Origin of the sequence: Nocardia amamiensis NBRC 102102 (assembly GCF_001612745.1) — a bacterium.
GTDB classification, from domain to species: Bacteria; Actinomycetota; Actinomycetes; order Mycobacteriales; family Mycobacteriaceae; genus Nocardia; species Nocardia amamiensis.
Genome location: NZ_BDBA01000032.1, coordinates 14,554 through 28,329 on the forward strand (window position 1 = coordinate 14,554; position 13,776 = coordinate 28,329).

Genomic DNA, 13,776 nt, shown 5'->3' on the forward strand with positions numbered 1-13,776 from the left:
ATGGCGGATGATGGGTACGACCTTCGGGTCTTGCTGACGCGAGCACTTCGCCGGATTCAGGAGTTGGAGGCGGGGCCGGAGCGCGAACCGATCGCTGTCATCGGCATGGGCTGCCGGTTCCCCGGCGGCGCCGAAAGCCCGCGGCAGTACTGGGAACTGCTCTCCTCGGGGCGCGGCGCGATTGTCGAAGTGCCGGAAAAGCGTTGGCCGGTAGCGGATTCGGCGCCGCGGAGGGCGCGGCGGCGGGCCGGATTGCTCGCCGGGCCGATCGATGCCATGGACACGGCGTTCGTGGGCATCGCGCCGCGGGAAGCGGCATCGATGGATCCGCAGCAGCGTCTGGTGCTCGAAGTTGCCTGGGAGGCGATGGAAGACGCCGCGTCGGTGCCGGATGGGCCGGCGGCGGCACGTACCGGCGTCTTCCTCGGTGTGAGCTGGCAGGAGTACCAGCGCACGATCACACCGGACTGGGTGAGCTCGGTGGACGCGCACACTCTCACCGGAACGATGTCGAGCATCGTGGCCGGGCGGGTGTCCTACGTGCTCGGGTTGCGTGGACCCGCTGTGGCGATCGATACGGCGTGTTCGTCGTCGCTGGTGGCCGTGCACCAGGCGTGTCGCAGTCTGCGCGCGGGGGAGTGCGAGGTGGCGCTGGCAGGCGGAGTGAATCTGCTGCAGTCCGAACTCACCTCCGAGGCGCTGGCCCGGATGGGCGCGCTCTCACCGGATGGGCACTGTCGTCCCTTCGACGCGCGGGCGAACGGGTATGTGCGTGGCGAAGGCGCGGGTGTCGTTGTCCTGAAACCGCTGTCCAGGGCGCTGGCCGACGGTGATCCCATCCGGGCGCTCATCCGAGGCTCGAGCGTGAACCACGACGGTCGCTCTATGGGACTGACCGCGCCGAACCCGACCGCGCAACGCGAGCTGCTGCGTGACGCGCTGGCCGACGCCGGATGCGCCGCCGACCAGGTCGGCTACGTCGAAACGCACGGCACCGGTACGCCACTGGGCGATCCGATCGAGATCGAGGCGTTGTCCCAGGTGCTCGGCGCGCCGCGGGCGGACGGGTCGGTCTGCCTGCTTGGTTCGGTCAAGTCCCAGATCGGTCATCTGGAGGCGGCGGCGGGCATCGCCGGGCTGATCAAGGCGGTGCTGCAGCTGGAGCACGAACGCATCCCGCGCCAGCACGATTTCGCCGCGATGAACCCCAAGATCGCGCTCGACGGCACGGCGCTGGCGGTGCCGACCGACGATGTCGCGTGGCCACGCACCGACCGGCCACGGCTGGCGGGAGTGAGCTCGTTCGGGTTCGCGGGCACCAATGCGCATGTGCTGCTGGAGCAGGCACCCGAACCGGCGCCGACCGTGGACCCACAAGAGCCTGCGCTGCTTGTGCTTTCGGCGCGGACCGCCTCGGCGCTCGATGCGCTCTCCCGGCGGTACGTCGAGCATTTGGGTACGACGCAGTCGCCGCTCGCCGACATCGCCGCCACCGCGGCTATCGGGCGCTCGCATTTTGTTCACCGGCGCGCGGTCGTTGCGCGGACGACCGCGGACGCGGCGCGGAAACTCGCAGAACCGTCTGGTCGGTCGACCGACCTGGAGTCAGGGAAGCCGCGGGTCGCGATGCTGTTCACGGGGCAGGGAGCGCAGTACGCGGGGATGGGTGCCGCGCTCGACCGCAGGTATCCGGCTTTCCGCGCGGCGCTGGACCGCTGTGACGACATCCTGGGACAGCTTCCCGGCGGGATTCGTTTGCGGTCGGTGCTGTTCGACGCGAACGACGAGGTGCTGACCCGCACCGAGTATGCGCAACCAGCACTGTTCGCGATCGAATGGGCATGTGCCGAACTGTGGGCGGCGTGCGGTGTTCGTCCCGATATCGTGCTCGGGCACAGTCTCGGTGAGCTGGTGGCGGCAACCGTGGCGGGAGTTCTCGACTTGGAGGCCGGGCTGCGTCTGGCGGCGGAGCGCGGCCGGCTGATGCAGGCGGTCGCGCAGCAGGGGGCGATGGCGGCCGTCTTCGGCAAAACCGAGGAGTTCGAAGCGCTGCTGGGCGTGCTGGCGGCGGAGGTGGCCGTGGCGGCGGTCAACGGCCCGGGACAGTTCGTCGTCTCCGGGACGGCCGAGGCGGTGCGTCGGATCCTGGAAGACGCTGCCCAGCGGTCGATACGCTCGGTGATGTTGCCCGGCAGCACGGCATTCCACTCGCCGCTGCTGGACCCGATGCTGGACGAGTTCGAAGCGCGTGTCGCCGAGCTGGTCCCCGCGCCGCGAGCAGCGGCGATTCCGCTGGTGTCGAATGTGACCGGCACGCGGATCGAGTCCAGGATGGACGCCGCGTACTGGCGTGCGCATGCCCGCGGGACGGTACGGTTCGCCGACGGCGTGCGGTCGGTCGCCGACTTCGGCGTGGACGCGTATCTCGAAGTGGGACCGCACCCGGTGCTGCTGGAGTTCGGTCGGCAGTCCGACCCGGACGCTCTGTGGGTGCCGAGTATGCGCCGGACGTCCACCGACGACGAGGTGCTGCTCACCGGACTCGGCCAAATGTATTGCGCGGGTGCGGAAATCGACTGGACATCGGTGATTCCGCCACAAACACGGCGGCGCAACGGGCTGCCCACCTACCCCTTCGAACGAGAGCGGGTGACTGTGCCGATCGCTGGCGCATCCTCGAACACCGGATATCTCGCCGAGCATCGGTTCCAGGACCGGGCCGTGGTGCCTGCCGCGTATCTCGCCTTGCGGGCGTTGCGCGCGGTCGGGGGCATGGACCGCGAACTCGTCGACTTCGTCGCGGCCCGGCCGGTACCGCTGGAGGAATTGGCCGACCCCGTCGTGTCCCGCACGGATGGCCGCGCCGATGTTCAGTTCCAGGTCGACAACGGTGCTCGCACAGCGGCTTCGGGCTCGGTGCAAGCCGCCACTTCCAATCGACCACGGGACTCCAACGAACTGGACGAGGCACGCCGTGCGTCCTCGGCCGACTGGGAGGTCGCGGATTTCTATCGCCGCTGCGCGGACGCGGGGTTGAGCTTCGGCCCGCGGTTCCGCTGGATCACCCGGCTGCAAGTCACCGACAACAGCGTGCTCGCCGAACTGACCCGCCCAGCGGAACTGGCCGACGAACCGGACGCCGCTCTGGCGTGCCTGCTCGACGCCGCGGTGCAGACCGGTCTCGCGCTGACCGCCCGGCACAGTCATGCGGCGCAGTTGCCGGTCGGCATCGGCAGATTGCGTTTGCCTGGCCAGGAAGCGGCGGCGAAAGCGTGGGCACTTGCCGAACGCACCGGCCGAACGGTCCGCATCACCGTTTTCGATACCGCGGGTGCGGTGATTTGCGAGATCGACGACGTACGGTTCGCCGATTCCGGCGCGGCCCGGCAGCCGGATCGAGACCTCCTGTCCGGCCTGGCACACCGTCCGGTGTGGGAGCCTGCCACGACATCGGCGAGTGGCCGCGGCCCCGGTGCGGCGCTGGTGATCGGCGTCGGGCAGCAGGCAGACCAGCTCGCCGCCGCCTTGCGCGCAGCGGGCACCGATGCGGTGGCGGTGGAGCGCACGACCGATCCCGCCGCCTGGCCCGACGACGACCGGGCGGTGGTCTACCTCGCCGACACCGACGCCGACGACAGTGCCGACGCCGCCCGCACGGAGACCGATTTCGTCCTCGGCGTGGTCCAGGCGATGGCGCGGGCGGCTTCCTCCGGCCAGCTGTATGTGGTGACAATGGGGGCCACCGGCGCGCTGACCGGCGAACGTGTACGGCCCGCAGCGGCCACCCTGCGGGGGCTGGCCGCGGTGGTGCGCACCGAACTGCCCGAGCTGCGCTGCCGCCTGATCGATCTGCCGGTCGGCGCACGCTGCGACGATCGCCGTCTGGTCGACGAAATCTCTTCCGACACAGCTGATTCTGTGGTCGCGCTGCGCGGACGCCACCGTTACGTGACGGGGATGGAGTCGTTCGGCGACGGCGGCAGAGTGCCGCGACTCGCGCGCGATGCGGCGTATCTGATCACCGGCGGGCGCGGAGCGCTGGGGTTGACGGCCGCGCGGACGCTGGCCGAGTCCGGTGCGGGCACCGTGGTGCTGGTCGGTCGCAGCGCGCCGGACGCTCGGGCCGAGAGGGAGATGGCGCGGATCGCCGCCCTCGGTACCCGCGTCGAGACGGCGTCTGTCGACATCGCAGACCGGAACGCCTTGTCCGGCTTGCTCGCTCGCTTCGGCGCAGAGCTTCCCCGGCTGGCGGGAGTGGTGCACTGCGCGGGCGTGCTGGACGACGCGATGCTGATCGAGCAGACCTCGGCGCACGTCGACCGCGTGTTCGCTGGGAAAGTCGCCGGCGCCTGGCACTTGCACGAACTGACCGCGGAAAGCTCGCTCGAGCTGTTCGTGTTGTTCTCGTCGGTCAGCGCCACTGTCGGCACGGCTGGACAGGGCAACTACGCCGCGGCGAACGCCTATCTCGATGCCCTCGCGCGCCTGCGGCTCGCCGACGGGCTGCCCGCCGTCAGTATCGCGTGGGGCCCGTGGGCGGGCACCGGCATGGCCGGAGGACTGAGCGACGCGGCCCGCCGGGCCTGGGCACGGCACGGCGTCGCCGAACTCGCCGCCGAGGATGGCGCCCGGGTGCTGCGTTCGCTGCTGTCGGCCGAGGGGGTCGTCACGGTATTCCCACCTGCCGCAGACGCTTCGGTGCAGCGGGAGGCGATAGCCGACGCCGACGATCAGGGCATGGACGCCCCACGCGAGGCGGCGGTTCTGGTCGAGCTGGTCCGCGCCCACGCCATGACCGCGCTCGGCCGCAGCGCGCCTGTTGCCGACCGCACGCCGCTGCGTGAGCTCGGGCTGGATTCGATGATGGCCGTCGAGTTGCGCAACGCGCTCTCCGCCGATCTGGGGGTGCGGCTTCCGGCGACCCTGCTGTTCGATCATCCGACCGTGGCCGCGGTGTCCGAGGAAATCGCCCGGTTGAGCGCGCGCAGCGGTAGCGCCCCGCGCCGCATGGCACGGGAGCAGGCCGAACAGCGACCGATCACACGCACCTCCGAGCAGCTCACGCCCTCCGTATACCCAACTGAACCGCCAGTTACACCTACTGCCTCCAACGTGTCCCGGCTCACAACTCCTGAATCCGATGCCGCCGCCGACGCTTACGCCGACGCGATCGCGATCATCGGCATGGGCTGCCGTTATCCCGGTGGCGTTCGCGGACCGGCGGACCTGTGGCATCTGCTCACGACCGAGACCGACGCGGTGACGGAAGTGCCCGCACACCGCTGGGACGTGGACGCCTATTTCGATCCCGACCCGGACGCCGAAGGCAAGACATACACGCGCTGGGGCGGTTTCGTCGATGGTGTCGAGGAGTTCGACGCCGGATTCTTCGACATCTCCGTCGGCGAGGCGCGCATGCTGGATCCGCAGCAGCGGTTGCTGCTGGAAACGTCCTGGGAAGCGTTGGAACACGCCGGATATCCGGCGAGCCGGTTGGAGGGCAGCCGGACGGGTGTCTTCGTCGGCTTGATGTCCAACGATTACGCCGAGCGGATGGCGCGGGCGGATTTGGCGCCCAATGCCTGGTTCGGCACGGGCAATCTGTCCAGTGTCGCCTCTGGGCGGCTCTCGTATTTCTTCGGTGCCAACGGACCGAGTCTGACGGTCGATACGGCGTGCTCGTCGTCGCTGGTGACGGTGCATACGGCGGTGCGGAGCTTGCGCAGCGGCGAGTGCGACCTCGCGCTGGCCGGTGGCGCCACCGTTGTGCTCACTCCGTCGCTCGACATCTACTTCGCCCGGGCGCGCGGCCTGGCCGCCGACGGGCGATGCAAGAGCTTCGACGCGCGTGCCGATGGTGTGGTCTGGAGCGACGGCGCGGGAGTGCTGGTGCTCAAACGGCTGGCGGATGCGCGGCGGGACGGCGATCGGGTGCTCGGGCTGGTGCGCGGGTCGGCGGTCAACTCCGACGGTCGCAGCCAGGGGCTCAGTGCGCCGAATGGTCCGGCGCAGGAGCGGGTCATCCGAGCGGCGCTCGCGGACGCCGCGGTCGAGGCCGCCGAGATCGACTACGTCGAGACCCACGGCACCGGAACCGCTCTCGGCGACCCGATCGAGGTGAACGCGCTCGCCTCCGTGCTGGCCGACGACCGCACCGAGGCCGCACCGCTGTGGATCGGTTCGGTCAAGTCGAATCTCGGGCACACCCAGGCAGCGGCGGGTATCGCCAACATCATCAAGGTGATCGAGTCGATGCGGCACGAACGCATCCCCGCCTCGCTGCACTTCCGATCGGGTAATCCGCATATCGATTGGGATTCCGTCGCCGTCCGCGTGGTCGCCGAGGATCGGCCGTGGCGGCGTTCGCGGCGACCGCGCCGGGCGGGTGTGAGCGCCTTCGGAATCAGCGGAACCAACGCGCACGTGGTGATCGAGGAGGCGCCGCCGGCGCCGGAAACGGGTCCGGTCGACGATTCTGGGCCTCACCTGCTGGTCCTGTCCGCCAAGAGCACCGACGCGTTGCGCGAACTGGCCGGCAGGTACCGGGACGTCCTCGCTACGCATCCCGAGACGGAGCTGGTGGATACGTGCGCCGCGGCCGCGTTGGGCCGGACGCATTTCGGCGAGCGGGCGGCGATCACGTTCGATACGGCGGCACAGCTGCGCGCGGCACTCGACAATGTCGCCTCGGGGATCGCCGCGAGTGGATCGGTCGCTGATCTGGCTGTGTCGAGCGAGGCGGGCGACCTAGCGCGCCGGTATGTGAGTGGCGACGAGATCGACTGGGCAACGGTGTATTCCGATCGCCCTCGGCGCCATGTGGACTTGCCGACCTACCCGTTCCAGCGCAAGAGGCACTGGCTCGAACTCGCGTCACGGCCGGATGCCACGCCGTCGTCGCACGTCCTTCCGGTCACGCCGGAGATGTTCGCGGGTCACCGGCTGCGCGGCGTGCCGACCGTGCCCGCGGCATGGCTGTGCACCCAGTTGAGCGGCATTGCCGCCCAGCTGCCCGGCACATGGGTGGTCACGGGGCTGCGGCTGGTGACGCCGCTGGAGGTCACCGTCGAAACGACGGTTCGAGTGACGCTCGATCCCGGCCCGGACGGATACGGCGTGCGCATCGTCGGCGCCGACGGAACTTCGATCGCAGATGCGAGACTCGCCGTTGCCGAGCCCGATTCGTTCGATGAAGCAGCTGAAGACGCCACGCCGGCCGATGCGCGGGTATGGCCTGCCTATTACGAGAAGCTGGCGCTTCTGGGGCTGGATTTGGGCGCGGACTACCGCTGCGCGACCGAGTTCCGGCGGATCAGCGACACCGAAGCCGAGGCTGTATTCCGATTGCCCGAGCACGACGCGGAGACGCTCGATCCGATCCTGCTCGACGCCTGCTTGCACACCGTCGTGCTGACCGGCGCGTCGGCGGATGCGCTGTTCTTACCATCCGCTATAAATCGTGCTCAATTGTTCGGCAGGCCGACTGTCGGGGATACGACCGTCAGGTGCCGAGTGCGGGTAACCGAGCGGGGCGGGCGGGTCGTCGTCGGTGACGCCACACTGCGGAGTGCGTCCGGGCGACTGCTCGCACGCCTGACGGGAGTCTGCCTGCTCGCCGCGAAGACAACTGTGGCGGCCCCGAAAGCCGCTGCCGCCGAAGGGGAGTCGTCCAGGACCGCGCGGCTGCTGCATCACGTCGACTGGGTGCCCGCGCAGAACGCACCGGTTCGGGGCGAGAGCGCGGGTCGCTGGTTGATCTTCAGTGACGGAGCGGTCGGCGACGTCGTCGCTGCCGGACTGGCTGCGCGCGCCGCCCAGACCGTGGTCGTCCGCCCCGAGGACATCGGCGACCCGGCAACTCCCATCGACCTGGTCGACACCAGTGCTGCGCACGGCATCGTCTTCGCCTGGACCGCAACCACGTCGCAGACGCGCATCGACGCTGCCCTGCGGCTGGCCCGCGCGCTGGACGCGTCGGGGCGTCCGCCCGCGGCACTGTGGTTGCTCACCGTGAACGCCCAGCGCGTCGTCGCCTCTGACCGGCCTGATCCCGATCAGGCTCTGCTGTGGGGGCTCGGGCGCACGCTGGCGACCGAACACCCGGAGTTCGGATGCCGGTTGCTCGACGTGCCGGAGGAATCCGCGGACGGCCCGCTGATCGCCGAGGGGATGCTCGGCGGACGGGAGGCTGGCGAGTTCGCGATCCGCGACGGCCGTTGGCTCGTCGCGCGCCTGGAGGCAGGCGCCGCGCCCGCCGAGGACTACCGTTTGGTCGCACACCGTTCCGGCGAGTTCGACAAGCTGCGACTGGAATCCGGCACTCGGCGGGCACCCGGAACCGGCGAGGTCGAAATCGCCGTCGCCGCTACCGGTATCAACGCGCACGACATCTGGGTTGCCTCCGGCTTACACCCGGATGCAGCTGCGGCGCTGGGTCTGGAATGCGCGGGACGTGTCGTGGCCGTCGGTGCGGGAGTCGCTGATTTCGCGGTCGGCGACCGAGTTGTCGCGCTGGCAGGCGGGAGTTTTGCCAGCTACGTGACAGTCGATCATCGTCTGGTCGCTGCGTTGCCCGATCGGCTGTCCTTCGCCGAAGGCGCGACGGTCCCGTTCTCTTTCACCGCTGCCTGGCACGCGCTGTTCGACGTCGGTGCGCTGCGGGCCGGTGACCGGGTTCTCGTGCATGCGCCCGCCGACGGGATCGGTATGGCCGCGGTCCAGCTGGCCGCGCATGCGGGCGCACAGGTGTTCACGACGGCGGCGCTGCGGCGCTGGGCCGACAGCGCGGGTCTGCCGGTCGCCCAGATCGATGCGTGGCGCAGCCATGAGTTGGCCGAACTCGTCCGGGGGGCTACCGCAGGTCGGGGCCTGGATGTCGTCGTGCATGCTCTCGCCGGGGACCTCGCCGCGCGTGGTGCCGAAATCCTCTGTCCGGGTGGGCGATTTGTGGAGGTCATCGATCCGGTACAGACCCGAGTAAGCGGACGTCACGATATCGATCACCGCGAATTCGATCCGGCCACCGTCGACCCGCAGCGCCTCGGCGTCCTCCTGCGGGCCGTGATGGCGCTGTTCGAGCAGGGCGCGTTGCATGCGCTGCCGCATGCGGTGCACGGCATCCACAACGCCGCCAAGGCATTTCGCGCCATGTCGCAGCGCGAACACCCCGGTCGCGCCGTGCTGCTCGGCCGGGATGCCATACCGGTGTCTACTGGGCGCGGCGACCGGCTCACCGACGGCACCTACCTGGTCACGGGCGGATTCGGTGGTCTCGGCGCGGCGGCCGCGCGCTGGCTGGCGGCCCGTGGGGCTGGGCATCTGGTGCTGGTCGGCAGACGAGCGCCGGACGCGGCAGGTTCGCAACTGCTGGAGTCGTTGCGCACGAGCGGTGTTCGCGTGGCGGCGCGCCAGGTGGATGTGAGCGACCGCGCGGGCGTCGCCGCGCTGCTGCGGAGCATCGCGGAGGCCGGGTTCCCGCCGCTGCGCGGCGTGGTCCACTGCGCGGGCGTGCTCGACGACGGCGTGGTGACCGAACAGTCGTGGTCGAGATTCGAGACCGTGCTCGGGCCCAAATACTATGCGGCGCGGCACTTCGACGAGCTCACTCGCGACCAGCCGATCGACCTGTTCATCACGTATTCGTCCGTGGCGGGCGTGCTCGGCACGGCCGGTCAGGCGAACTACGCGGCCGCCAACGCGGCGTTGGATGCGTTGGCTTGGCGGCGACGGGCCGAGGGACTGCCCGCATTGAGCATCGCGTGGGGGCCGTTCGCCGACGTGGGAATGGCCGCCGACCGGGCGGATATCACGGCCCGGCTCACCCGGCGCGGGCTACCGCCGCTCTTTGTGGCCGACGCGGACGTGGCGCTGGATCACCTCCTTCAGCTTGATAGCGCCACACCCGGCGTCTTCGATTTCGTGCCGCAGCGGTGGTACGGGAGCGGGACGTCCACGACGGCAGCCCCGGCGACAGCCATTGCCCGAGAGGTTTCAACGACGCCGACGACAGTGCCGCAACCAAAAGCGCCGAACGATTCCGCCCTCTGGGAGAAGATCGTGCAGCGCGTGGCAATGCGAGTCCTCGATCGCGCGAGTGAGCTCGATCCCGATCTGCCGCTGCATGACACGGGCGTCGACTCGCTCACCGGGATGGAGCTACGTGCCGCGCTGGCCGCCGAAATCGGGATGCCGCTGCCGGCCGGGCTCGTTTTCGACTATCCGACCGTGCGCGATATCGCTCGGTTCTTGCAGCGCAAGGGTGCACCGGCGCCGACACGGGGCGATTCGACTGGACCGGGTGACGTTCGCGGGATCGAGTCGCCCGCATTGGAACCGTCGGCGTCCGCTCCGATAGAACGCCCGGTGTCAGCCACGCTGGAACACGGCCTGTCGGCCACGCTGGAACACCGGCTGTCGGCCACGCCGGAGCCACCGGTGCTGGCCAAGCCGGAATCACCGGTGCTGGCCACGCCGGAATTGCTGACCTCGGCCGCGCGGGAACGACAGGTGTCCGCCGCAGCGGAAGCGCCGAGCTCAGCTACGGCACCGCCAATGTCAACTGGCGCGCAACCCCCACTGTCGGCCACCACGGAACCATCGATTTCCGCCGTTCTGGAAGGACGAGCGTCGGCCACCACCGAACGACCGGTGTCAGCCACCACGGAACGACCGATGTCGGCCACGGCTGAACGATCCGCCTCTACCACGGCGACGCCGTCAGCGTGGTACGGAGCGGAAACCTCCGCACCACAGAGCGCTTCCATATCGGAAGGGAGCGGCCGCGCGGTCCGCTCCGATGTCGGCTACGACGATGGGGACCAGCTCGAGAACGACCATGACCCGATCGTGATCGTCGGCATGAGCTGCCGGTTCCCCGGGGGCGTCCGCACTCCGGAGGAATTCTGGGATCTGCTGTGGCACGGCCGCGACGCGATCACCGAAGTGCCACCGCAGCGCTGGGACATCGACGCCTATTACGATCCAGACCCTGCTGCGCTCGGCACGATGTACACCCGCTGGGGTGGGTTCATCGACGGCGCCGACGAGTTCGACCCGGCGTTCTTCGGTATCGGCGCCGCTGAGGCGCGGGCAATGGATCCGCAGCAACGCCTGCTGCTGGAGACCAGCTGGGAGGCGCTGGAGCGTTCCGGCCGCGCACCGGGCGGTCTTGCGGGCAGCCGCACCGGCGTGTTCGTCGGCCTGTGCTTCAGCGAGTACCCGGGAACACCCACCCAGGCCGCCAACCCGACCGCGATCGGCGCGTACTCGGTGATCGGTTCGGCGCCGAGCGTCGCCGCCGGGCGGCTGGCCTACGCGCTCGGGCTGCAGGGTCCGGCGGTAACGCTGGACACCGCGTGCTCCTCGTCGCTGGTTGCGCTGCAGTCGGCGTGGGACGGATTGCGTGCGGGCCGTTGCGATCTGGCGCTGGTGGGCGGCGTCAATCTGCAATTGGCGCCGGAGACCACCATCGGTTTCTGCCGCCTCGCGTCGCTGTCGCCCGATGGCCGGTCACGGGCGTTCGACGCCGACGCCAACGGGTACGTGCGTGCCGACGGTTGTGGCGTGCTGGTGCTGACCCGGCTGTCGGAGGCCCGCCGCACCGGTGACCGGGTGCTCGCGGTGGTCCGCGGGGTCGCGGTGAATCACGACGGGCGATCCAATGGTCTCACCGCGCCCAACGGTCCAGCACAGCAACGCGTCATCACCGATGCGCTGGCCCGGGCGGGCGTTCAGCCGGACGCAGTGGACTATGTCGAGACGCATGGCACCGGCACGCCGCTCGGCGACCCGATCGAGGCGACCGCGTTGGCCGAGGTGTACGGCACGGGCCGCACCCAGCCGCTGCTGATCGGGTCGGTCAAGACCAATATCGGACACACCGAAGGGGCCGCGGGTGTCGCGGGTGTCATCAAGGCCGTCCTCATGTTGCAGCACGGCCAGATTCCGCCGAGCCTGCACTTCCATACGCCGAACCCGCTGATCGACTGGGCGGACGTGCCGCTCGAGGTGGTGCGCGAGGCCCGGGAGTGGCCGCGAAGCGGAAACGAGCCGACGATAGGTGTCAGCTCGTTCGGCATGAGCGGCACGAACGCGCACGTCATCCTGGGGCAGGGCGATCCAGCGCCGCCGCGGCAACCGGGTATGCCGAATGCGCAGGTGCTCGTGCTCTCGGCCCGCAACGAAGCCGCGCTGACCGCTGCGGCGCGCCAGTGGGCAGACGAAACACTCTTGGCGCAAGCCGCTTTCGGCGATCTCGCCTACACCGCCGCCACCGCACGCACGCATTTCGAAGAGCGGCTGGCGGTGGTCGCCGGCACAGGTGCGGACGCGGCGCAGAGTCTGCGGGACGGAAAGGCGATCCGCGGGCGGGTGGAGCGGGCCGCGACCGTGAAGGTGGCGTTGCTGTTCACCGGGCAGGGGGCGCAGTACCCGGGCATGGCGCGGGAGTTGTTCGATTCCGAACCGGTCTTCCGTGACGCGCTGCGGCAGTGCGACGCGGTGCTGGGACCGATCGAGGACGGCATCGGCCTCTTGGACGCCTTGTACGGCGAGCACGATGCGGGCCTGTTGCGGCGCACGGTGTTCACCCAGCCCGCACTGTTCGCCGTCGAGTGGGCGCTGTGGGAGTTGTGGCGAGCGTGGGGCATCGCCCCTGCCGCAGTCCTCGGGCACAGTGTCGGCGAGTACGTCGCGGCGTGCGCGGCGGGCGCCATGACGATGGAGGACGCGCTGCGGCTGATCGCCGTGCGCGGCAGGCTGATGCAACGCCTTCCGGACGGTGGCGGGATGCTGGCCGTCGACGCCTCCGCCGACCAGATCGCGTCGCTGGTGGCGCGGTATGCGCCCGCGGTATCGGTCGCCGGATACAACGGACCGGCTCAGGTGGTCGTCGCTGGACCGCGTTCCGCGCTCGATCTGCTCCGGGATGATCTGTCGACCAATGGGATTCACGCGACACCCCTCTCGGTCTCGCATGCGTTCCACTCCCCGGCGATGGACCCGATCCTGGATGATCTCGCCGCCGCGGCGGCGCGCGCGGCCTTCACCGATCCGGCGATTCCGCTGATCTCGAACCTCACCGGTGCGCCGCTACAGGCGGGCGAGTTGACCCCGGACTACTGGGCTCGCCACGCACGTCAGCCGGTGCGGTTCGCCCAGGGTATGCAAGCCATTGCTGGACTCGGGATCGGCACGTTCCTCGAGATCGGTCCGCAGCCGACCTTGTCCACGCTCGGTGGTCGTGTGCTGGGCGACTCGGCGCGGTTCGTCGCGTCGCTGCGCCGCGGCCGCGGTGACCGCGAGACGATGATGACGGCGCTCGCACACCTGTATGTCGGTGGCGTGCCGGTGAACTGGGAGCAGGTACACCGGTCGCACAGCCGCCGCAGGGTCCTGGCGCCGACGTATCCCTTCCAGCGGCAGCGGTATTGGGTCGAGTCTCGGACCGGCGCCGCGCCGCGTCCGGCGGCGCGGATTCCCGCACGCCCGGGCGTTGCCGTCCGGACCGACCTACCCGGCGCGGCTGTCGATTTCGACCTGACGCTGCGACCGGATGCCCCGCGCTACCTGGCCGATCATGTCGTCGATCGGAATGTCGTCGTGCCGGGCGCCTGGTTCGTCTCGACCATCGCCGCCACCGCGCGCGAGGTGGGCGCCGGTGAGGTGGTCGCGATCGATGACCTCGTGATCACCAGCGGCCTCACCCTGACCGGACCCCAACCGGTGCGGGTGCGGTTCGAACCGAGCACCGACGGTTTTGCCGTGCTGGTGACGGCC

At 69.9% G+C, this 13,776-nt stretch carries 1 protein-coding gene (only partly in view); it reads left to right on the forward strand.

Annotated elements, in window-relative coordinates:
- Positions 1-13,776: the 5' portion of a type I polyketide synthase gene (locus NA4_RS40220; RefSeq protein ID WP_169811001.1), read on the forward strand. 8,094 nt of this gene lie beyond the right edge of the window; 13,776 of the gene's 21,870 nt are visible here — the first part of the coding sequence; its start codon is at positions 1-3; the stop codon falls past the right edge of the window.